Source organism: Hamadaea sp. (assembly GCF_013362815.1).
Taxonomy (GTDB): Bacteria; Actinomycetota; Actinomycetes; order Mycobacteriales; family Micromonosporaceae; genus Hamadaea.
The window spans coordinates 25,192-45,130 of the sequence record NZ_JABFVK010000096.1; the positions used below are offsets into that span (position 1 = coordinate 25,192).

Genomic DNA, 19,939 nt, shown 5'->3' on the forward strand with positions numbered 1-19,939 from the left:
CATGGCTTGATCAACTCGGCGATCCGGCCCCGTGGGACATGATCGTCGCTAGGTTGAGGTGATGGCGGATGCGATCGTCGCCGACGGCCTCGTCAAGCAGTATGGCAGCGTCCGGGCCCTGAGCGGGCTGGACTTGCGCGTACCCGAGGGAACCGTGCTCGGACTGCTGGGGCCGAACGGCGCGGGAAAGACCACCTCGGTACGGATCATCACCACGCTGCTGCGGCCCGACGAGGGCCGCTGCCTCGTGAACGGGATCGACGTCACCGAGCGCCCGCATGACGTCCGCAAGATCATCGGCGTCAGCGGCCAGTACGCCGCCGTCGACGAGTACCTGACCGGCCGGGAGAATCTGGAGATGATCGGCCGGCTCTACCACCTGGGCAAGCGCACCGCCCGATCGCGAGCCGAGGACCTGCTGGAACGGTTCAACCTGACCGACGCCGCCAACCGCCCGGTCAAGACCTACTCCGGCGGCATGCGCCGCCGGCTCGACCTGGCCGGGGCGCTGGTGATCTCGCCGCCGATCATCGTGCTCGACGAACCCACGACCGGCCTCGACCCACGGGGCCGGATGGGGATGTGGGACGTCATCAGTGAACGCGTACGCGCGGGGTCGACCCTGCTGCTGACCACGCAGTACCTCGAGGAGGCCGATCAGCTGGCCGACGACATCGTCGTGATCGACCGGGGCAAGGCGATCGCGCACGGTACGCCGGACGAGCTGAAGAAGGAGGTCGGCGGCGAACGCCTGCAGGTGACCGTGGGGAACCGGGCGGAGACGCAGGTCGCCAAGGACATCCTGAGTCAGGTGAGCGCCGGTCCCGCAACCGTCGTCGATCACCAGGTGACCGCCCCGATCACGAAGGGCGCCTGGACCCTGATCGAGGCCGTACGCCGCCTCGACGCAGCCGGCATCGAACCGGTCGACATCGGCATCACCCGGGCCAGCCTGGACGACGTGTTCATGAAGCTGACCGGCACCACAGCCGAGGCCGAGGCGGAGGAGGCGGAGAACCGATGAGTGCCGTCACCGCAGCGCTGGCCGACGGCTGGGTCGTCGCCAAGCGGAACCTGATCAAGATCAAGCGCATCCCCGACCTGCTGATCTTCTCGACGATCCAGCCGATCATGTTCGTGCTGCTGTTCGCGTACGTGTTCGGCGGGGCGATCATCATCCCCGGGATCTCCTACCGGGAATTCCTCATGCCGGGCATCTTCGTGCAGACCGTGGCGTTCGGGGCCGGCATCACCGCCATCGGTCTCGCCGACGACCTGCAGAAGGGCATCGTCGACCGGTTCCGATCACTGCCGATGTCGCGTGCGGCGGTCCTCGTCGGGCGTACGACGTCGGACCTGATCAACAACATCTTCGTCGTAGTCGTCATGTCGGTCACCGGCTTGCTGGTCGGCTGGCGCATCCACACCGGCGTCCTCGACGGCATCTACGGCTACCTGCTGCTGTTCGCCTTCGGCTACGCGATGAGCTGGATCAGCGCAGTCATCGGCCTGTCGGTCAAATCCGTTGAGGTCGCGCAGAGCGCGGGCTTCATCTGGATGTTCCCGCTGACGTTCCTGTCCAACGCCTTCGTCTCGACCGCCACGCTGCCGGGCTGGCTACAGCCGGTCGCCGAGTGGAACCCGATCTCCTCGATGGTCTTGTCCCTGCGCAAACTCTGGGGCAACGTCTCGTCCGACCCGGTCTACAACGGCAGCGGCTTCCCGGCCGAGCACGCGATTCCGCTGGCCATCGGGTGGATCGTGCTCATTCTGATCATCTTCGTCCCGCTCGCGATCTCCCGCTACCGCAAGGCCGCTTCCCGCTGACGGTCGATCAAGTGGTACGCATGACGGCGCGGACTGCGCTGGATCAGCGTTCTCGGCCGAATCTTGCGCCAAGATACGACCCGGATCCGTGATCCGCCGCCGAAGCTCCCGCCACCGGCCGGACGGGTCAGGTGAGGTGGGAGGGCCCCGGCGGGGCGGACTCGTACCAGGACAGGAACCCGGTGACGACGGTCGGCGACATGGCGATCTCGACCAGCTTGTCGTCCGGGAGCGGATCGGGCTGCACCGTACGCGTCGGACGCAGCAGCCGCACGACCACCCATTCGGCCGGGACGAGGACCTGCTCGGCCGTGCTCGGCACGCGGCGGCCGACCAGCGAGAGATCCCGGCGATGCAGGATACGGCGCGGGCGCGGCGAGAAGCTGAACATGCGATACCAGCGAAGTTCGTCGCCGGCGAAACGAGCGAAGCCCGGCGCCCAGCCCCGCCCCTCGACCATCATGCTCAGTCGCATGTAGATCTCGACGGTGCCGCCACGCCGGGCGAACCACTCACGGCGCAGGAACAGCGCCGCCAGTAGCGCGAAGACAACGATCAGGCCGACTGCGATCGCCTTGAGGATCCCCATCGGCCGCCGCGCTCGGACTCAGTGCCGGTCTGCGGCCGAAGCCGGAGAGCATTCCTCGGCGAGGACTGTGACGCCTTCGCCGGTCACGGAGATGAACCCGCCCGTGACGTCCCAGACCTGGGTCTCGCCGCTCGCCAGCTTCAGGCGTACCTGGCCGGGTTCGGCGAGCTGGCCGAGCATCGGGGCGTGACCGGGCAGCACGCCCAGCTCGCCCTCGGTCGTGCGAGCGGTCACCAGCTCGGCGGTGCCGGTGAAGATGCGCTCCTCGACGGCGACCAGCTCGACGCGGAGTTCCTTCGCCACGTCCCCACCTTTCCTGACTGACTAGAGGCGCGGGCGACGTCACCGCCGCCCGCGCCCTGAAGAACTACTTCGTGAGCTCGCGGTAGTTGCGCTCGAGGTCGTCGAGGCCACCGCACATGAAGAAGGCCTGCTCCGGGACGTGGTCGTAGTCGCCCTGAGCGATCTTCTTGAACGCCTCGACGGTCTCCTTGACCGGCACGTCCGAGCCGTCCACACCGGTGAACTGCTTGGCCGCGTGGGTGTTCTGCGAGAGGAACCGCTCGATCCGCCGCGCGCGGCCGACCGTGACCTTGTCCTCTTCGGAGAGCTCGTCCATACCGAGGATCGCGATGATGTCCTGCAGGTCGTTGTACTTCTGCAGGATTCGCTTCACCTCGGAGGCGACCGCGTAGTGCTCGGCGCCGACGTACTCCGGGGCCAGGATTCGCGAGGACGACGCCAGCGGGTCCACGGCCGGATAGATGCCCTTGTCGGACACCTTCCGCTCGAGGTTGGTCGTGGCGTCGAGGTGCGCGAACGTGGTCGCCGGGGCCGGGTCGGTGTAGTCGTCGGCGGGAACGTAGATCGCCTGCAGCGAGGTGATCGCGCGACCCCGGACGGAGGTGATCCGCTCCTGCAGCTCACCCATCTCGTCGGCCAGGTTGGGCTGGTAACCCACGGCGCTCGGCATCCGGCCCAGCAGGGTGGACACCTCCGAACCGGCCTGGGTGAACCGGAAGATGTTGTCGATGAAGAGCAGCACCTCCTGGTTCGCGACATCACGGAAGTACTCCGCCATGGTCAGCGCCGAGAGGGCCACCCGCAGACGCGTACCCGGGGGCTCGTCCATCTGGCCGTAGACCAGCGCGGTGTCCTTGAGCACGCCCGCGTCGGTCATCTCGTGGATGAGGTCGTTGCCCTCACGCGTACGCTCGCCGACACCCGCGAAGACCGAGGTGCCACCGAAGTTACGCGCGACCCGGATGATCATCTCCTGGATGAGGACCGTCTTGCCGACGCCCGCACCACCGAACAGACCGATCTTGCCGCCCTTGACGTACGGGGCGAGCAGGTCGATGACCTTGACGCCGGTCTCCAGCATCTCGGTCTTCGGCTCCAGGTCGGCGAAGGCCGGCGGCTTGCGGTGGATGGTCCACCGGTCGCTGACCTCGAGCTTCTGGCCCGGTTCGAGGTTGAGGCAGTCGCCGATGACGTTGAAGACCCGGCCCTTGGTGCCGTCGCCGACCGGGACGCTGATCGCCGAACCCGTGTCGGTGACCTCGGCGCCGCGGATCATGCCGTCGGTCGTGCCCATCGAAATGGTACGGACGACGTTGTCACCGAGGTGCTGCGCGACCTCGAGGGTCAGCGTCTTGGTGCCCTCGGCCAGCGTCACGTCGACCTTGAGCGCGTTGTAGATCTCGGGCATCGCGTCGCGCGGGAACTCTACGTCGACGACCGGGCCGATGACCCGGACGACCCGACCGACGCCCGTCTGCGTGTCAGTAGTCATCATTCACTCCCCGCCGCCGCGAGCGCGTTCGCGCCGCCGACGATCTCACTGATTTCCTGGGTAATCGCGGCCTGCCGCGCGGAGTTCATCTCCCGCGTCAGCACCTTGATCATTTCATCTGCGTTGTCCGTCGCGCTCTTCATCGCCCGCCGCCGCGACGCCGACTCACTGGCCGCCGAGTCCAGCAACGCCGCGTAGATCCGCGTGTTGATGTACTTCGGCAGCAGCGCGTCGAGCAACGCGTCCGCGTCCGGCTCGAACTCGTACGCCGGCAGCAGCACGCCCGCCTCTTCGGCGGTGCGCTCCTCGACCTGCATCGGAGCCAGCTCGGTCGCGGTCGGCGTCTGCGACATCAGCGACTTGAACTGCGTGTAGACGACATGGAGCTCGTCGACCCCGCGTACGCCGTCGGCGCCGTGGTGCTCGTCGGTGTCGTCTGCGCCCGCCACGAACGCCTTGATCAGCGTCTCGCCGACCTCCCGGGCGTTCTCGAAGCGCGGCTGCTCGGAGAAGCCCGACCAGCTCGCCTCGATCTCCCGACCCCGGAACCGGTAGTACGAGATCGCCTTCCGGCCCACCACGTAGAGCAGGACTTCCTTGCCCTCGTCCTTCAGCTTCGCGATGAGCTGCTCGGCGGTCCGGATCGCATTGGCGTTGTAGCCGCCGCACAGACCCCGGTCACTGGTCACCAGCAGCACCCCCGCCCGGCGGATCACCGGACGCGGGGTGAGCAGCGGGTGGTCGATGTTGGCGTTGCTCGCGAGCGCGGTCAGGACATGGGTGATCGCCCGGGCGTACGGCAGCGAAGCGGCGACCCGCTCCTGCGCCTTGGCGATGCGGCTGGTCGCAACCAGCTCCATCGCCTTGGTGATCTTCTTCATCGAGCGGGTCGTGCGGATCCGCCGACGAAGAGTCCGTACCTGTCCAGCCATCGGATTACTTCTTCTTCGGGGTGGGCACGACCCGCGTCACGGTCTCCGCGCCTTCACCCTCGAGCGCCTCGGCCGGGGCGTCGTGCACCACGACCTTGTCATCGCTGGCGAGGAACATGCCCTTGAACTTGACGACCGCCTCGTCGAGCGCGGCGGCCACGTCGTCGTCCCAGGTGCCACCCGCGATGGCGTCCAGCGTGGACTTCTGCGAGTGCCGCAGGTACTGCAGGAACTCGGCCTCGAAGCGGCGGATCTCGCCGACCGGGACGTCGTCGAGCTTGCCCTCGGTGCCGATCCAGATCGACACGGTCTGCTCGGCCGCGGGGTACGGCGAGAAGGCGGGCTGCTTGAGCAGCTCGACCAGCCGCGAACCCTTGTCCAGCTGCGCGCGGGAGGCCTTGTCCAGATCCGAGGCGAAGGCGGCGAACGCCTCCAGCTCACGGAACTGGGCAAGGTCGAGCCGCAGGCGGCCGGCGACCTTGCGCATCGGCTTCTCCTGCGCGGCGCCACCGACCCGGGAGACCGAGGTGCCGACGTTGATCGCCGGGCGGACACCCGAGTTGAACAGGCCTTCCTCGAGGAAGATCTGGCCGTCGGTGATCGAGATGACGTTGGTCGGGATGAACGCCGAGATGTCACCGGCCTTCGTCTCGATGATCGGCAGGCCGGTCATCGAACCGCCGCCGAGCTCGTCGGACAGCTTCGCGCAGCGCTCCAGCAGCCGGGAGTGCAGGTAGAAGACGTCACCCGGGTACGCCTCACGGCCCGGCGGGCGACGCAGCAGCAGCGACACGGCGCGGTACGCCTCGGCCTGCTTGCTCAGGTCGTCGAAGATGATCAGGACGTGCTTGCCGGCGTACATCCAGTGCTGGCCGATGGCCGAACCGGCGTACGGGGCGAGGTACTTGAAGCCGGCCGGGTCGGAGGCGGGCGACGCGACGATGGTGGTGTACTCCATCGCGCCGTGCTCTTCGAGCGTGCCCTTGACCGACGCGATGGTGGAGGCCTTCTGGCCGATCGCGACGTAGATGCAGCGGACCTGCTTCTTCGGGTCGCCGGATTCCCAGTTCGCGCGCTGGTTGATGATCGTGTCCAGGGCGATGGTGGTCTTGCCGGTCTTCCGGTCGCCGATGATCAGCTGACGCTGACCACGGCCGATGGGGGTCATCGAGTCGATGGCCTTGATGCCGGTCGCGAGCGACTCGTGCACGCTCTTGCGGACCATGACGTTGGGGGCCTGGATCTCGAGCTCGCGGGAGCCCTCGTTCTCGATCTCGCCCAGCCCGTCGATCGGCTCGCCGAGCGGGTTGACGACCCGGCCCAGGAACTTGTCGCCGACCGGGACGGACAGGACCCGGCCCGTCCGCTTGACGGTCTGGCCTTCCTCGATGCCCTCGAACGGGCCGAGGACGACGACACCGATCTCCCGGACGTCGAGGTTCTGCGCGACACCGAGGGTGCCGTCGGCGAACTCCAGCAGCTCGTTGGCCATGGTCGAGGGCAGGCCCTCAACCTTGGCGATACCGTCACCGGCCTCGGTGACGATACCGACCTCCTCACGGGAGATCTCCGGTGTGTACGAGGAGACGAAGCGCTCCAGCGCTCCCCGGATCTCCTCGGACGAGATGGTCAGCTCGGCCATCCTCAGCTTCCTATCGGTGTCGTGGTGCTCGAAAAATCGTCTTGTGTGTCAGCTGCTCGGGCTCGCGCCTCTAGCGTGCCCGGCGCGGCGCTACTTGGCCGCCAGCGCGTTGCGCACGTCACCAAGGCGGCGCGCCACGGTGCCGTCGTAGAGGTCGGAACCGACCAGAACCCGGGCCCCGCCCAGCACCTTCGGGTCGACGGTGACCTTGAGGGCCACCTCACGACCGTACCGCCGGGACAGCTCCGCGCCGAGTTTCGCCTCGTCGGCGTCGGTCATCGGCTGCGCGACGGTGACGTACGCGACGCTCCGGTCACGCTGCTCCGCCGCCAGCTCGACGAGCCGGGTCAGCGCGCCGGCGAACGACCGTCCGCCGAAGCCCTTGACCGCCTCCTTGGCCAGCAGCACGGTGGCCGCCTTCGCCTTGCCGCTCAGCAGCTGCTCGACCAGGTCGAACCGGCGCCGCACGGACACGGTGGAATCGCCGATGGCGGCCGCCAGCGCCGAGTCGCCCCCGGCGATCTGGCCGAACCGGAACAGTTCGTCCTCGACCTCGGCGAGCTCACCGGCCCGGTCGGCCCCGACGACGAGCGTCTCCACGCCCAGCCGCTCGGCACCGTCCAGCAGGTCGGCCGGGCTGGACCAGCGGCCCGCGACCAGGGAACCGAGCAGCTTCTGCGCGGTCTCCCCGATCTGCCCGCCGATCAGCCCGTTCAGCAGCTGAGCCCGCTCCTCGCCCGTACGCGCGGGGTCGGAGACGGCCCGCCGGAGCCGTGGCTCAGCCCGCAGCAGCCCGGCCACGGCGAGGATCTCCTCCGCCGCCGTCGCCAGCGCCGCCGCGTCGGTGAGCTGCTCCAGCTCGGCTCGGGTGGCCGCGTAGGACTCCCGGCTCGCTCCCTGCATCAGCGCGCTCCCGCCAGATCCGAGAGGAACCGGTCGACGGTGCCCTTACGGCGGGCCTCGTCCTCCAGCGACTCACCGACGATCTTGCCGGCCAGGTCGACCGCCAGGGTGCCGATCTCGCCGCGCAGCTCGTTGATGATGGACTGCCGCTCGGCGGCCAGCGCCTCGCGACCGGCGGCGACGATGCGGTCGCGCTCCTGCTGGGCCTGCGCCTGGATGTCGGCGCGGATGCCCTCGGCGTCCGCCCGGGCCTCGTCGCGGATGCGAGCAGCCTCGGTCCGGGCCTCGGCGAGCTGAGCCTTGTACTGGTCCAGCAGCGCGTTGGCCTCGGCCTGGGCCCGCTCGGCCCGCTCGATGCCGCCCTCGATCGCGTCGACCCGTGCTTTGAAGGTCTTCTCCATCTGGGGGAAGACGTACTTCATCAGCACGAAGCAGAGCACGCCGAAGGCGATGGTGCCGACGACCAGTTCCTGCCAGATCGGAAAGACTGGACTCGGCGTGTGGTCACCCTCAGCAAGAAACATGATGTACCTCCGGTCTCAGGCCGGGTCCGGCGTCAGGCCGGGTTGGAGAAGACGAAGGCGAGGACCAGGCCGAACAGCGCCAGCGCCTCGGAGAGCGCGAAGCCCATGAAGAGGTACGGACGGGTCAGACCGGCCGACTCCGGCTGGCGCGCCGTCGCCTGGATGTAGGCGGCGAAGACGATACCCACACCGATGCCGGGGCCGATCGCGGCGAGGCCGTAGCCGATCGAGCTGATGTCGCCGGTGATCTCGGCAAGAGCCATTGTTCTTTCCTCCTGATATGCGCGTGACTCTCACGCGGCGCTTGTGGTGCGAACTTGGGTGGATCTAGAAGATCAGTGCTCGTCCGCGAGCGAGGTCTGCACGTAGCTGGCGGTCAGCAGGACGAAGACGTATGCCTGCAGCAGCGCCACACCGGCCTCGAAGAGCGTCATGACGATCGCCATGCCCCACGAGATCACGCCGACCGCGGCCAAGGCGATGTTGCCCGCGTTCCACAACATGAAGCCGCCGAGCGTGAAGACCAGCAGGATCAGGTGGCCGGCGAACAGGTTGGCGAAGAGCCGGACGGCCAGCGTCAACGGCCGGATGATGAGGATCTGCGCGAATTCGATCGGCAGCAGGATCGGCTGCACCCACCACGGCGCCGGCAGCAGGACGCTCGTCTTGATGTAGTGCCCGAGGCCGTGCTTCTTGATGCCCTGATACCAGTACAGGCCGAAGCTGATCAGCGCGAGCACCGCCGGGAAGGCGATGTGCGAGCTCGGCGAAATCTGGAAGCCAGGAATGACCGCGAAGATGTTGATGAAGCAGATGAAGACGAAGAGGCTCGTGAGGTACGGCGCGAAACGCGGCCCCTCGTGTCCGATGACCTCTTTCGCGATCCCGTTACGCACGAAGCTGTAGACCGACTCGCCCAGCCACTGGGCCTTGTTCGGAACGATCTTCGGATTCCGCTGCGTGACCAGGAAGAAGACGATGATGACCGCGACTGCGATCCAGACCATGATCGAGAACTTGGTGACCCAGTTTCCGACCAGTCCCGGCGGGAAGAATTCTTCGACGCTCGGAGGCCACGGCACGCTGCTATCTGCCAGTGGCGCAAGCTGAAGGCTCACCCGTCCATCCTTTCGATCACGTGCCCATGTTCTTGACGATCAGGTAGACCGCCCCGGCCATGCCGACCAGCATGCCGACCAGGGTGCCGAAGTGCATGGGCACGTCCAGCCACTTATCGACAAGCCACCCGATGCCGCCCCAAACGCCGATCCCGGCGATCAGGTAACCGACGGCAGTCCAGCCTGCATTAGCACCCGATTGAGGAGTGGGGCGCTTCTGAGGGGACTGGTCACCGGCCATGACGCGCGAACCTTATCAGTCGTTACGGCGGTGTGTCGCAGCGCCCCCCTGCTCATGGTTCGCTGTGTGAGCAGACCGGCACAGTCAGTCAAATATCGGCATTGCGCGTTGGCCCTCGGACGCTGTCTCATTGACAGCAACCCCTACCCCTCCCAAGGTTGGTGCCCCGAGATGCCTAGGACAACTGTACCTGCTGTCTTGTTGGTGCTTACCGTGCTGCTCACGGGGTGCGAGCCCACCCATGCCGGTGAGGGGCCGAAGCCGGTGAACTGCACCGTCGTCGTGGACGGTCCGGAGAAGACCGACGCCGGCGAGCGCATCGAAGGACGCGTACGCTTCCGCTGCGGCAAACCAGGCGCCGAGAAGCTCAGCGTGAAGATCCGGATGGAGCAGAAGTCGGGCAGTTCCTGGAAGACCGTGACCAGCAAGTCCTTCACGTTGAAGGGTTCGGAGACGGTCGCGGCCGAACTGAAGTATCAGAACCGGACGGTCAGCATCGGCTGCAAACTCGGCACATTCCGTACCGTCGTCGACTGGAGCCGGGTGTCTCGCGGGGACACCGAAAGCGACAACCTGACCAGCGGGACGATGAAGGATCCGTGCAAGTCGCTGTTCGGCGACGACTGACGACTCAGACTTCGAGGGTGAACTTGGCCCGCGAAGTCCACCAGATCTGCGTACCGGTCCAGGCGAGCACGGCCGCCAGGACGCCCGCCGCCAGCGGCAACGTCCCGGCCCAGTGCAACGAGGCCATCCAGCCGACGAAGACGAAGAGCACTGTGAACTTGATCGCATAGGTGCCGAGGGCGGCGACCAGCAGCATGCTGCGCTTGACTTTGTCGACCCAGGCGACGACGAAGGTCGAGATCAGGTAGCTGAGCACGACGATCGCCGTCCCGGCCAGGACGCCGAACAGACCCGGCCACCCGCGGACGACGAGCCCCACGATCGCTCCGAGTACGCCCACTGCCCCCGTCACGAGGAGGGCCGGGCGCAGGTATCCGGTCGCGGAGCTGGTCACGGGAAAAGGCTACCGGTTGAGCAGGGCGGCGGCGAGCGGGCCCACGGTGGCTTCGATCTCGTCGGCCACCCGGGAGAAGGTCTGGTCGCCCCGGCCCCAGGGGTCGTCGAGATCGTCGTCGTGCAGCGGAGCCGCCGTTCCGCGTACGCGATTCACGGCGGCGACGAGCGCCTCACCCCGGATCTGGATGTCCTCCGGGCTGTCCCCGACCGGCGGCAGCTCACCGAGATCCACCACACCCAGCAGCCGACCGAACTCGCCGAGGACGAAGGTGCGGCTCTCGGCGTCCGGCCGCAGCGCGGTCACGTACTCCGCCTGGTCGGCGGTGGCGGTCAGGATGAGGTCCGCCGCGTCGATGTGGTCGGCGCGCAGCTTCCGGGCGGCGAAGTCGGACGGGTCCGCCCCACGCGCCTTCACCTGCCGGGCCGCGGGCGGGTTCATCTCCTCGCCCTCGTGCCAGCCACCCGTGCCGGCGCTGTGCGAGTGCACCAGATCGTCCGACCCGCCCGCCTGGCGTACATCGTGGGCGAGCAGGCGTTCGGCCATCGGAGACCGGCAGATGTTGCCCATGCAGACGTGCAGCACGGTGAACGGGGGCAGGTGATGGGTCGACATCACGAGGCCGCCTGCATGTCGGGCACGATCGAGCGCAGCTGGTCGAACGTGATCGCGCCTTGCCGCAGCACGACCGGGCGTTCCTGGGTCAGGTCGACGATGGTCGACGGCACCGGCTCCGGCGCGGGACCGGCCTCCAGGTAGACGCTGACCTTGTAGCCGAGCTGCTCACGCGCCTCCTCCGCGGTGTTCGCGGTGGGTTCGCCGGTCAGGTTCGCGGAGGAGACCGCCATCGGCCCGGTCTGGCGCAAGATCTCCAGCGCCACCGGGTGCAACGGCATCCGCACGGCCACCGTGCCGTTGGTCTCGCCCAGGTCCCACTGCAAGCTCGCGGCCTGCTCGACGACGATCGTCAGCGCACCCGGCCAGAACGCCTCCACCAGGTCACGCGCGCGCGACGGCATCCGCGAGACCAGCCCGTCCAGGGTGTTCCGGGAGCCCACGAGGACCGGCGGCGGCATCTGGCGGCCGCGCCCCTTGGCATTCAGCAGCGCCGTCACCGACCACGACTTGAACGCGTCCGCGCCCACGCCGTACACCGTGTCGGTGGGCAGGACGACGAGGTCGCCGCTCTTCACCGCCGAGACGGCGGCCTCGATCCCCAGGTCGCGCTCGGCGACGTTACGGCAGTCATAGAGCCTCACGAGGTGCAATCCTGCCACTCCGGCCCGGCGGCCCGCCGCACCCTCCCGCCCCCTGGGCGCGCAGACCCGCCGCGTGTCGGTGCCCGGGCGTAGGCTCGCAGGCGAGAGGAGGGTGGACGATGACCAGTGTGCTAGAGCCGACACGCAAGTGGGAAGCCCTGCTGGAAGCCATTCAGGAAGCTCAAGTCGTCAGCCCCGAGGAATACGAGTCGCTTCCGGAAAGCCGCCTGCTAGAGCTCGTGGACGGAGTTGTGCGCGTCATGACCCCCGCTACTCGTCGCCACCAGGAAATCGTTGACGCTCTCAAATCCGCCTGTCGCCGTCTTTGCCCTCCCAACTACGTCGTCGTGCGTGAGCAGGAGCTCCGCATCAAGAACGACCACCGCCGCGTTCCCGACATCATGATCATCAAGGCCGAGGCGGACAACGACGACCGCTATTGGTTCAGCCCGGCTGACACGCTGCTGGTCGTCGAGGTGGTCAGTCCGCATACGGAGACGGTCGACCGGCTGCACAAACCGGCCGAATATGCCGCCGCTGGCATCGAGCATTACTGGCGCGTCGAGCCCCGCCCGTCTGTCGCGATCCACACCCACCAACTTGGGCCCCAGGGCTCCTACGCCTTCACCGGAAAGTTCGTCGAAGGCGACGTCGTCGCGGCGGCCGGCCTTCCGTGGGCCAAGGTCTCCGTCGCCGATCTAGTCGGCTGAGGTCATTTCACGCCGGTAGTGAAGCGGGGGCGGCCCGCGAGATCGGCCAGGCCGCGTACGTCACGGAAGTGCCGCTCCAGGATGCGCGCGACCTCCTCCGGGTGCGACTCGTCGTGCTCGATACCCGCCCGGCCGCCGTCGCGCAGCAGGTCCGCGGCGAGTTCGGCCACCGCCGGGATCAGGTCCAGGCCGTCCACACCGGCGAAGACCGCCAGCGGCGGGTCCGCCTTCACTTCCACGGGTACGCGTTGAGCAGCGGGCACATAGGGCGGGTTGCAGACGACCAGATCGGCTTCGCCGCGTACCTCGGCGAGGAGATCGGGATCGCGCACATCCCCCGCCACGACGCGGACTCGCGTACCGAAAGCGTTGCGGCCCAACCATTCCAGCGCGGCCGGCGACACTTCGACGGCATACACGGTGGCGTCCGGGCGGGCCCGTGCGACGGCTAAGGCGAGGGCTCCGCTGCCGCTACACAGATCGACGACGGTGGGCCGTTCCATGCCGGCGATGTTGTCGATCCCCCATTGCGCGAGCGTTTCGGTCTCGGGGCGTGGGATGAAGACTCCCGGGCCGACCTGGAGATCGAGGTCGAGGAACCAGGCGCTGCCGGTGATGTGCTGGAGGGGCTCCCGGGCGACCCGGCGTTCGACGACGGCCTGGAATCGCTCGGCCTGTACGTCGTCGATGACGTCGAGCAGATACAGCCGGCCTCGGTCGCATTCGAGCACGTGGGCCAGCAGCAGCTCCGAGTCGGTCCGCGGGCTGTCCACCCCGGCACCGCGCAGCCGGTCGGCGGCCTCCCGGAGAAGGGCCGTGACCTGCGCAGATTCACCGGCCTGCACGGTAGTCAGTCTACTGCCGGGACAGCTCGGTCTCACCCGCGAGGCGGGCGGCGCGGTCGGCGGCGGTCAGCGCGTCGAGCACGCCGTCCATGTCCCCCGCAAGCACTAGATCGAGGTTGTACGCCGTATATCCGATCCGGTGATCGGTGATCCGGTTCTGCGGGAAGTTGTAGGTGCGGATGCGCTCGGACCGGTCGACCGTACGCACCTGGGCCTTGCGCGCGTCGGAGGCGGCTGCCGCCGCCTCTTCCTCGGCGGCCTGGGCGAGCTTGGCCCGCAGCATGCGCATGGCGCGGTCCTTGTTCTGGAGCTGCGACCGTTCGTTCTGGCAGGTCACCACGATCCCGGTCGGCAGGTGCGTGATGCGTACGGCCGAGTCGGTCGTGTTGACGGACTGCCCGCCCGCCCCCTGCGAGCGATACACGTCGATCCGGAGGTCGTTGGGGTCGATGACGACCTCGGTCTCCTCCGCCTCCGGCGTCACCAGTACGCCCGCCGCCGAGGTGTGGATGCGGCCCTGCGACTCGGTCACCGGCACCCGCTGAACCCGGTGTACGCCGCCCTCCCACTTCAGCCGCGACCAGACCCCATAACCGCCGTCCGGTACGCCCTTGGTCTTGACCGCGACCGCGACGTCCTTGTATCCGCCGAGGTCGGAGTCCTGCGCGTCGAGGACTTCCGTGACCCAACCGCGCCTTTCGGCGTATCGCAGGAACATTCGGAGCAGGTCCCCCGCGAAGAGTGCGGATTCCTCGCCGCCCTCGCCCGCCTTGATCTCGAGGATCACGTCCTTGGCGTCGTTGGGATCGCGCGGCATGAGCAGTTCCGCGAGCCGTTCCTCCAGTTCGGGCAGGCGGGCCTCGAGCGTCTCCGCCTCCGCGGCGAAATCGGCGTCGAGCGCGGCGAGTTCCTTCGCCGCGGCGAGATCCGCGCGGGCCTGGTCGAGTTCCGCGGCGGTCTTGTGGATGGGGGTGAGCTCGGCGAACCGGCGGCCGACCTTGCGGGCCGCGGCCTGGTCGGCGTGGATCGCCGGATCAGCCAGCGTCTTCTCCAGCTGGTCGTACTCGGCCAGCAGCTCCGTCAGCCGATCAGTGCTCATCGCCCACCTCCACGTTTTCGCCTCGAATACACGCAGAAGGGGCGGCGCTCCGCGTCCCTTCGAACACGGGCGCCGCCCCTCGGAGCAGCTACTTGGCGGCCTTGCCGACCTTGGCGTACTTCGCCTGGAACTTGGCCACGCGGCCGGCGGTGTCCAGGACACGCTGCTTGCCGGTGTAGAACGGGTGGCACTCGCTGCAGGACTCCGCGTGGATCTGACCGTTCTTGGCGGTGCTGCGGGTCGTGAACGAGTTGCCGCAGGAGCACGTGACGGTGGTCACGTTGTACTCCGGGTGGATACCAGACTTCATAGCCTCAGGTCCTCTCATGGCTGTGCGCTGGGTCGCCGTCGACGCCTCCTCAGGTACCGGAAAGCTCGGGCGTGAACCAGCGCCCCGGCGGTTGCCGGGCCGGTTGTCCATCTTGCCACGCGCCCCAATTGAGATGCGCAGCAGGTGACGAGATCGATAACGTGACGGCCCCTTCTGCTATTCCGCCACCTCTCGAAAGGGCCCGATTGTGGTCACGCTCACCGACCTCTTCCCGGCGGGCGCGCTCCAGGCTGCGCTCGACGCGGGCTTCCTGCGCACTCAGGATCATCCCGAGCTGCCGTTGATGATCTACAACTACACGGAGAAGTGCGCATACGAGGGCGCCTGGGACGAAACCACCCTGATCTGCCGAGGACTCATCGTCCATGCCCAGACCGGCGAGGTCCTGGCGCGGCCGTACCGGAAGTTCTTCAACCACGGCCAGCCCGGCGCGCCGACCCTTGCGCTCGACGAGGCGGTCGAGGTCACCGACAAGGCGGACGGCTCGCTCGGCGTCCTCTACCCGGTGCCTGACGGGTACGCCGTCGCCACCCGGGGCTCGTTCGCCTCCGATCAGGCGGTTCGGGCGACCGCGCTGCTGCGCAAGCGGTACCCGGACTGGACTCCGCCGCCCGGTCAGACGGTTCTCTTCGAGATCATCTACCCCGAGAACCGGATCGTGGTCGACTATGGGGGCATGGAGGATCTCGTCCTGCTGGGCGCGGTGGACGTCGAGTCCGGCCGCTCGCTCTCCCCGGCCGAGGTCGCCTGGCCGGGCCCGAAGGTCGAGACTTTCGCGTACGCCACCTTCGGCGCGGCGCTGGCTGCCCCGGCTCGGCCGAACCGGGAGGGCCTGGTCGTCCACGCCCCCGCCACCGGTGAGCGCGTGAAGATCAAGTACGCCGACTACCTCCGCCTGCACAAGATCGTCACGGGACTGACCTCCCGTTCGGTCTGGGAGGCGCTGGTGGCCGGGGCGACCGTCGCCGAGGTATGCGAGCCGCTGCCCGACGAGTTCCACAGCTGGGCTCGGGACGTGGCCGACCGGCTGCACGCTTCCGTCGATGCCGGAGTGGCCGAGGTCGAGCGGGCGTTCGGCGAGATCGTGGCGGGCCTGCCAGAGGGCTTCAGCCGCAAGGACTTCGCCCTCGTGGCGGGCCGGCACCACCTGCGGGGTCTGCTGTTCGCCCGGCTCGACGGCAAGGATCTCCGGCCCGCCCTCTGGCAGGCGGCCAAGCCGGTCGCCGGCGAGACGCCCCATGGAAGGTCGTTCGATGACGAATGACGCGGTGCTTCGGGAAGGCAACGCGGTGCTTTTGGAGGGCATCGTCGGGTCGACGGCGTACGGCCTGGCCGGTCCTCAGTCCGATGTGGACCGGCTGGGTGTCTTCGCCGCGCCCACGGTTGCCTTCCACGGACTGCACCCGCCCCAGGAGTCCGTCGTTGAGCACGATCCGGACCGGACGCTGCACGAAGCCGGGAAGTACTGCCGTCTGGCGCTCTCCGGCAATCCCACCGCCATCGAGCTGCTCTGGCTGCCCGACGAGCTCTACGAGGTGCGTACGCCGCTCGGCGACGAGCTGATCGGGCTCCGGTCGGCGTTCCTCTCGGCGTCCCGAGTGCGCGACGCCTTCGTCGGGTACGCCTCCCAGCAGCTCACCCGCCTCACCAGCAAACGGCGTACGGGCAACTGGCTGGATCGGCGCGCGGCCAAGCACGCCCGGCACATGTTGCGCCTGATCGACCAGGGATTGGCGCTCTACGAGACCGGGGTGCTGCCGATCCGGCTCGCCGACCCCGCTAGGTACCTCGATTTCGGTCTGCACGTCGAGGCCGACCCCAGCCTGGCCGGGCCGGTGCTCGAAGAGGCCCGGGAACGGTTCGCCGCCGCGCGTACCGTTCTCCCGGAAGAGCCCGACGAGGCGGCGGTCGAACGCTGGCTGCTGCGCGTACGCGCTTTCTATCTGGATGGAGACTGATGCGTACCCCCACCCTCACGATCACCCGAGGCCTGCCCGGCTCCGGGAAGACCACCTGGGCGAAGGCTCAGCAGCCGAAGGCGACCCGGGTCAACCGAGACGACCTGCGGGCGATGCTGCACGGCGGCCGGCTGGGCGAGTCGTGGGCGGAGAACCAGGTCACGATGGCCCACCGGGCGTCGATCGAGGCCCTGCTGCGCGCCGGGGTCGACGTCATCTGCGACGACACCAACCTACGGTCCCGCTACGTCCGGGAACTCGCCGACCTCGGGATGGCCTGCGGAGCCGCTGTCGTCGTCGAGGACTTCACCGGCGTACCGCTGGAGGTGTGCATCGAACGCGACGCCGGGCGACCGAACCCGGTCGGCGAGGAGGCGATCCGAGCCATGCACGCCCGCTACCTGGCGGGCAAGCGAACGCGGCTGGACCTGCCCGTGGCCGCGCCTACAGCGGCCTATGAGCCGCCCGCGGACCGGCCGAGCGCGATCCTCGTCGACCTCGACGGGACGGTGGCCCTGATGGGCGACCGCTCGCCCTACGACGTGACCCGGGTGCACCTGGACTCGCCCAACGAACCCGTCATCGCGGCGGTACGCGCCATGCACGCCGCCGGGCACACCATCGTCTACTGCTCCGGCCGGACCGACGACGGCCGGGCGAAGACGGAGGCCTGGCTCGACAAGCACGTCGGCGTCCCGTACGCCGGCCTCTACATGCGAGCGACCGGCGACAGCCGGAAGGACTCGGTGGTGAAGCGTGAACTGTTCGAGCAGCACATCCGCAGCTCGTTCCGAGTGACCTGCGTCTTCGACGATCGCAACCAAGTCGTACGCATGTGGCGAGACCTGGGCCTCACAGTCTTCCAAGTAGCCGAAGGCAACTTCTAACCCGCGCCCCGCCCTTGCGCACGTCGCGGGTGCCCACCGGGGGGCGGCCAAGTTGACCTTGGCGACTTTCGGTCGCCATAGCGACCCAAACTAGCCAAGGTCAACTTCCCACGTCGGGCAACCACCGACCGCCACCGAAACGAGCGGCCGGCGCGCCGCGCAGGACCTCGCTCGGCAAGCCCGCCGACACGGACCACCGCGTTTCTCACGCAGGCCGCGCCGACTCTGCGGAGATCGCCCACGCAAGAGGGGGATGGGTTCCCACGGAGGGATCAAGCCTGACCGCCCTCCGTGGGAACCCATCCCCCTCTGTTCGCGAGGACTACTCCCCAGGAGTCGTCTTAGCGATCTGCATGAGGAACTCGATGTTGGTCCGCGTCTGCTTGAGCTTGTCGAGCAGAAGGTCCAGCGCGGCCTGCGAATCCAGCGAGTGCAGGACCTTGCGGAGCTTGTGGACGATCGCCAGCTCCTCCGGCGCGAGCAGGATCTCTTCCTTACGCGTACCGGACGGGTCGATGTCGATCGCCGGGAAGATGCGCTTGTCGGCGATCTTCCGGTCGAGCTTGAGCTCCGCGTTGCCGGTGCCCTTGAACTCCTCGAAGATGACCGTGTCCATCATGGAGCCCGTCTCCACCAGCGCCGTGGCGATGATGGTGAGCGAGCCGCCGTTCTCGATGTTGCGGGCGGCGCCGAGGAAGCGCTTGGGCGGGTAGAGCGCGGTCGAGTCGATACCGCCGGAGAGGATGCGGCCCGAGGCCGGCGCGGCCAGGTTGTACGCCCGGCCGAGACGGGTGATCGAGTCCAGCAGCACGACCACGTCGTGTCCGAGCTCGACGAGTCGCTTGGCGCGCTCGATGGCCAGCTCGGCGACGGTGGTGTGGTCCATCGGCGGACGGTCGAAGGTGGAGGCGATGACCTCACCCTTGACCGAGCGCTGCATGTCGGTGACCTCTTCCGGGCGCTCGTCGACGAGCACGACCATCAGGTGGGTCTCCGGGTTGTTGTGGGTGATCGCGTTGGCGATCGCCTGCAGCACCATGGTCTTACCCGCCTTCGGCGGGGAGACGATCAGCGCACGCTGGCCCTTGCCGATCGGCATCACCAGGTCGATGACCCGGGTGGTGAGCACGTTGGGCTCGGTCTCCAGCCGCAGGCGATCCTGCGGGTAGAGCGGGGTCAGCTTGTAGAACTCGGGGCGGCGCTTGGCCTCCTCCGCTTCCATGCCGTTGATCGTGTCGAGCCGGACCAGCGGGTTGTACTTGTCGCGGCGGCCTTCACCCTCGCGGGCGGACCGAACCGCACCGGTGATGGCGTCACCGCGGCGCAGGCCGTACTTCTTGACCTGAGACATCGCGACGTAGACGTCGTTCGGCCCGGAGAGGTAGCCGCTCGTGCGGACGAACGCGTAGTTCTCCAGCACGTCGACGATGCCGGCGACCGGGATGAGCACCTCGTCCTCGTTGACCTGCGGCTCGCGCGGGCTGTCGCCGTCGCGCTCGTTACGGCCACGGCGACGGTCCCGGAAGCGGCTGCGCCGTCCACGGCGGCCGCCGTCCTCGTCGTCGTCGAAGTTGCGATCGCGATCGTTGCCCCGCTCGCCGCGCGGCTTGTCGTCGCCGTCGCCGTCGCCGGACTGGTCGCGGTTGCCCCGTTCGTTGCGCTCGCCACGCTCAGTGCGCTCGCCACGCTCGTTGCCGCTGCGGTCGCTGTTGCGCTCGCGACGGTCCCGGCGCTCGCGCTGCGGGCGTTCGGCCGCTTCGGCGCGGCCTTCCTCCTGGGCGGCCGGTGCCGCAGCGGTCTCGGCCGACTGGGCCGTGTCACGGGACCGGTCGGTGTCGCGAGTCCGCTCGGCGGGCGGACCGGCGGCGCGGCTGGCCCGACGCGGACGCTCCCGCTCGGCCGGGCGCTCGGCGGGCGCTTCCGTGGTCGTGGCGGCCGCGTCGCGTACCTCGGCTCGCACCTCATCGCGGGTGTTGCCGGCGGTGGCGGCTACCTCGGCGCGCGGCCGAGGCGTACCGGCTTGACGCTCCTGAATGGCGGAGATGAGCTCGCCCTTGCGCATCCGGGCGGTGCCCGAGATGCCGAGCGAGGCGGCCATGCTCTGCAGTTCGGGGAGCAGCATCGCTGTCAGGCCGCTGCCCGACCGGCGGCGCCGGGCGGTGCCGGCGGAGGCGTCGTCAGCGACGGTGGAGACATCCGACGTGGTGTCGGTGGTGTCGCTCAATGGATTCCTTCCCTCGATGGGCCGAGCTGCCCGG

Annotated in this window: 24 protein-coding genes; 7 read left to right on the forward strand and 17 right to left on the reverse strand. The window is 68.4% G+C overall.

The genetic code is table 11. The features are described 5' to 3' along the window. The first annotated feature begins 61 nt into the window (after positions 1-61). Complete coding sequence (locus tag HOV77_RS31200; protein ID WP_290868774.1) at positions 62-1,024, forward strand: ATP-binding cassette domain-containing protein; 963 nt, start codon at positions 62-64, stop codon at positions 1,022-1,024. Next, positions 1,021-1,827: an ABC transporter permease gene (locus HOV77_RS31205; RefSeq protein ID WP_290868777.1), complete on the forward strand. Its 807-nt coding sequence runs from the start codon at positions 1,021-1,023 to the stop codon at positions 1,825-1,827. The genes HOV77_RS31200 and HOV77_RS31205 overlap by 4 nt, the downstream gene beginning before the upstream one ends. 127 nt (positions 1,828-1,954) lie before the next feature. Here HOV77_RS31205 and HOV77_RS31210 read toward each other — a convergent pair whose 3' ends face one another. From HOV77_RS31210 to HOV77_RS31255, 10 genes are all read right to left on the reverse strand, one after another. Next, a complete protein-coding gene (locus HOV77_RS31210) occupies positions 1,955-2,416 on the reverse strand; it encodes a DUF2550 domain-containing protein (protein ID WP_290868780.1) in 462 nt (153 codons plus the stop codon). 18 nt (positions 2,417-2,434) lie between these two features. Next, complete coding sequence (locus HOV77_RS31215) at positions 2,435-2,719, reverse strand: F0F1 ATP synthase subunit epsilon (protein WP_290868783.1); 285 nt, start codon at positions 2,717-2,719, stop codon at positions 2,435-2,437. A 64-nt stretch (positions 2,720-2,783) separates the two neighbouring features. After that, positions 2,784-4,211 (reverse strand): F0F1 ATP synthase subunit beta, encoded by a 1,428-nt coding sequence (gene atpD, locus HOV77_RS31220; protein ID WP_290868785.1) that lies wholly within the window; start codon positions 4,209-4,211, stop codon positions 2,784-2,786. Continuing rightward, positions 4,211-5,143 (reverse strand): F0F1 ATP synthase subunit gamma, encoded by a 933-nt coding sequence (locus HOV77_RS31225; protein ID WP_290868787.1) that lies wholly within the window; start codon positions 5,141-5,143, stop codon positions 4,211-4,213. Before HOV77_RS31225 ends, atpD begins: the two co-directional genes overlap by 1 nt. 4 nt (positions 5,144-5,147) lie before the next feature. Beyond that, a complete protein-coding gene (gene atpA / locus HOV77_RS31230) occupies positions 5,148-6,785 on the reverse strand; it encodes a F0F1 ATP synthase subunit alpha (protein WP_290868790.1) in 1,638 nt (545 codons plus the stop codon). Between the two features lie 90 nt (positions 6,786-6,875). Next, positions 6,876-7,688 carry a F0F1 ATP synthase subunit delta gene (locus HOV77_RS31235; RefSeq protein WP_290868793.1) on the reverse strand — a complete coding sequence of 271 codons (813 nt, stop codon included), beginning with the start codon at positions 7,686-7,688 and terminating at the stop codon, positions 6,876-6,878. Beyond that, positions 7,688-8,212 carry a F0F1 ATP synthase subunit B gene (locus HOV77_RS31240; protein ID WP_290868796.1) on the reverse strand — a complete coding sequence of 175 codons (525 nt, stop codon included), beginning with the start codon at positions 8,210-8,212 and terminating at the stop codon, positions 7,688-7,690. The genes HOV77_RS31235 and HOV77_RS31240 overlap by 1 nt, the downstream gene beginning before the upstream one ends. Before the next feature lie 32 nt (positions 8,213-8,244). Next, on the reverse strand, positions 8,245-8,475 hold the full coding sequence (gene atpE, locus HOV77_RS31245) for an ATP synthase F0 subunit C (protein WP_290868799.1): 231 nt from the start codon (positions 8,473-8,475) through the stop codon (positions 8,245-8,247). A gap of 72 nt (positions 8,476-8,547) precedes the next feature. Further along, a complete protein-coding gene (atpB, locus tag HOV77_RS31250; protein WP_290868802.1) occupies positions 8,548-9,330 on the reverse strand; it encodes a F0F1 ATP synthase subunit A in 783 nt (260 codons plus the stop codon). 16 nt (positions 9,331-9,346) lie between these two features. Further along, positions 9,347-9,571, reverse strand: coding sequence for a hypothetical protein (locus tag HOV77_RS31255; protein WP_290868805.1), 225 nt, complete (start codon positions 9,569-9,571; stop codon positions 9,347-9,349). Between the two features lie 213 nt (positions 9,572-9,784). Between HOV77_RS31255 and HOV77_RS31260 the strand changes: the two genes are divergently transcribed. Then, a complete protein-coding gene (locus HOV77_RS31260; RefSeq protein WP_290868808.1) occupies positions 9,785-10,198 on the forward strand; it encodes a hypothetical protein in 414 nt (137 codons plus the stop codon). Positions 10,199-10,202: 4 nt separating this feature from the next. On the opposite strand, the gene HOV77_RS31265 is transcribed toward HOV77_RS31260, so the two are convergent. From HOV77_RS31265 to HOV77_RS31275, 3 genes are read right to left on the reverse strand one after another with little or no spacing between them, the layout of a single operon-like run. Then, the gene (locus HOV77_RS31265; protein WP_290868811.1) at positions 10,203-10,592 is read right to left on the reverse strand and encodes a hypothetical protein; all 390 of its coding nucleotides are present in this window, start codon (positions 10,590-10,592) and stop codon (positions 10,203-10,205) included. A gap of 9 nt (positions 10,593-10,601) precedes the next feature. Continuing rightward, a complete protein-coding gene (locus HOV77_RS31270; RefSeq protein WP_290868839.1) occupies positions 10,602-11,192 on the reverse strand; it encodes a phosphotyrosine protein phosphatase in 591 nt (196 codons plus the stop codon). 14 nt (positions 11,193-11,206) lie between these two features. Further along, positions 11,207-11,860, reverse strand: a complete 654-nt coding sequence (locus tag HOV77_RS31275) for an L-threonylcarbamoyladenylate synthase (protein WP_290868814.1) — start codon at positions 11,858-11,860, stop codon at positions 11,207-11,209. Positions 11,861-11,970: 110 nt separating this feature from the next. Between HOV77_RS31275 and HOV77_RS31280 the strand changes: the two genes are divergently transcribed. Beyond that, positions 11,971-12,561: a Uma2 family endonuclease gene (locus HOV77_RS31280; protein WP_290868816.1), complete on the forward strand. Its 591-nt coding sequence runs from the start codon at positions 11,971-11,973 to the stop codon at positions 12,559-12,561. A 2-nt stretch (positions 12,562-12,563) separates the two neighbouring features. On the opposite strand, the gene prmC is transcribed toward HOV77_RS31280, so the two are convergent. The 3 genes from prmC to rpmE all read right to left on the reverse strand — a co-directional run bounded on the left by prmC (position 12,564) and on the right by rpmE (position 14,815). Continuing rightward, positions 12,564-13,406, reverse strand: coding sequence for a peptide chain release factor N(5)-glutamine methyltransferase (gene prmC / locus HOV77_RS31285; RefSeq protein WP_290868819.1), 843 nt, complete (start codon positions 13,404-13,406; stop codon positions 12,564-12,566). A gap of 10 nt (positions 13,407-13,416) precedes the next feature. Then, positions 13,417-14,505 (reverse strand): peptide chain release factor 1, encoded by a 1,089-nt coding sequence (prfA, locus tag HOV77_RS31290; protein ID WP_290868822.1) that lies wholly within the window; start codon positions 14,503-14,505, stop codon positions 13,417-13,419. Between the two features lie 88 nt (positions 14,506-14,593). Next, on the reverse strand, positions 14,594-14,815 hold the full coding sequence (gene rpmE / locus HOV77_RS31295) for a 50S ribosomal protein L31 (protein ID WP_290868825.1): 222 nt from the start codon (positions 14,813-14,815) through the stop codon (positions 14,594-14,596). Between the two features lie 208 nt (positions 14,816-15,023). Between rpmE and HOV77_RS31300 the strand changes: the two genes are divergently transcribed. Genes HOV77_RS31300 through HOV77_RS31310 form a run of 3 tightly spaced genes read left to right on the forward strand, consistent with a single transcriptional unit; the run spans position 15,024 to position 17,681 of the window. After that, positions 15,024-16,100 (forward strand): RNA ligase, encoded by a 1,077-nt coding sequence (locus tag HOV77_RS31300; protein WP_290868828.1) that lies wholly within the window; start codon positions 15,024-15,026, stop codon positions 16,098-16,100. Then, entirely contained in the window at positions 16,090-16,794 is a 705-nt protein-coding gene (locus tag HOV77_RS31305; protein ID WP_290868831.1) for a nucleotidyltransferase domain-containing protein, read from the forward strand. The genes HOV77_RS31300 and HOV77_RS31305 overlap by 11 nt, the downstream gene beginning before the upstream one ends. Continuing rightward, on the forward strand, positions 16,794-17,681 hold the full coding sequence (locus tag HOV77_RS31310; RefSeq protein WP_290868834.1) for an AAA family ATPase: 888 nt from the start codon (positions 16,794-16,796) through the stop codon (positions 17,679-17,681). The genes HOV77_RS31305 and HOV77_RS31310 overlap by 1 nt, the downstream gene beginning before the upstream one ends. A gap of 322 nt (positions 17,682-18,003) precedes the next feature. Here the strand turns inward: HOV77_RS31310 and rho are convergent, their stop codons facing one another. Further along, a complete protein-coding gene (gene rho, locus HOV77_RS31315) occupies positions 18,004-19,905 on the reverse strand; it encodes a transcription termination factor Rho (protein ID WP_290868842.1) in 1,902 nt (633 codons plus the stop codon). Between the last annotated feature and the right edge of the window lie 34 nt (positions 19,906-19,939).

What these genes read in the sequence shown, in the direction of transcription:
- prfA (WP_290868822.1), bottom strand. Translation starts at nt 14,505, where the DNA reads ATGAGCACTGATCGGCTGACGGAGCTGCTGGCCGAGTACGACCAGCTG.
- rpmE (WP_290868825.1), bottom strand. Translation starts at nt 14,815, where the DNA reads ATGAAGTCTGGTATCCACCCGGAGTACAACGTGACCACCGTCACGTGC.
- HOV77_RS31310 (WP_290868834.1), top strand. Translation starts at nt 16,794, where the DNA reads ATGCGTACCCCCACCCTCACGATCACCCGAGGCCTGCCCGGCTCCGGG.
- atpA (WP_290868790.1), bottom strand. Translation starts at nt 6,785, where the DNA reads ATGGCCGAGCTGACCATCTCGTCCGAGGAGATCCGGGGAGCGCTGGAG.
- HOV77_RS31240 (WP_290868796.1), bottom strand. Translation starts at nt 8,212, where the DNA reads ATGTTTCTTGCTGAGGGTGACCACACGCCGAGTCCAGTCTTTCCGATC.
- HOV77_RS31235 (WP_290868793.1), bottom strand. Translation starts at nt 7,688, where the DNA reads ATGCAGGGAGCGAGCCGGGAGTCCTACGCGGCCACCCGAGCCGAGCTG.
- atpE (WP_290868799.1), bottom strand. Translation starts at nt 8,475, where the DNA reads ATGGCTCTTGCCGAGATCACCGGCGACATCAGCTCGATCGGCTACGGC.
- HOV77_RS31200 (WP_290868774.1), top strand. Translation starts at nt 62, where the DNA reads ATGGCGGATGCGATCGTCGCCGACGGCCTCGTCAAGCAGTATGGCAGC.
- HOV77_RS31210 (WP_290868780.1), bottom strand. Translation starts at nt 2,416, where the DNA reads ATGGGGATCCTCAAGGCGATCGCAGTCGGCCTGATCGTTGTCTTCGCG.
- atpD (WP_290868785.1), bottom strand. Translation starts at nt 4,211, where the DNA reads ATGACTACTGACACGCAGACGGGCGTCGGTCGGGTCGTCCGGGTCATC.
- HOV77_RS31225 (WP_290868787.1), bottom strand. Translation starts at nt 5,143, where the DNA reads ATGGCTGGACAGGTACGGACTCTTCGTCGGCGGATCCGCACGACCCGC.
- HOV77_RS31280 (WP_290868816.1), top strand. Translation starts at nt 11,971, where the DNA reads ATGACCAGTGTGCTAGAGCCGACACGCAAGTGGGAAGCCCTGCTGGAA.
- HOV77_RS31305 (WP_290868831.1), top strand. Translation starts at nt 16,090, where the DNA reads ATGACGAATGACGCGGTGCTTCGGGAAGGCAACGCGGTGCTTTTGGAG.
- HOV77_RS31205 (WP_290868777.1), top strand. Translation starts at nt 1,021, where the DNA reads ATGAGTGCCGTCACCGCAGCGCTGGCCGACGGCTGGGTCGTCGCCAAG.
- HOV77_RS31255 (WP_290868805.1), bottom strand. Translation starts at nt 9,571, where the DNA reads ATGGCCGGTGACCAGTCCCCTCAGAAGCGCCCCACTCCTCAATCGGGT.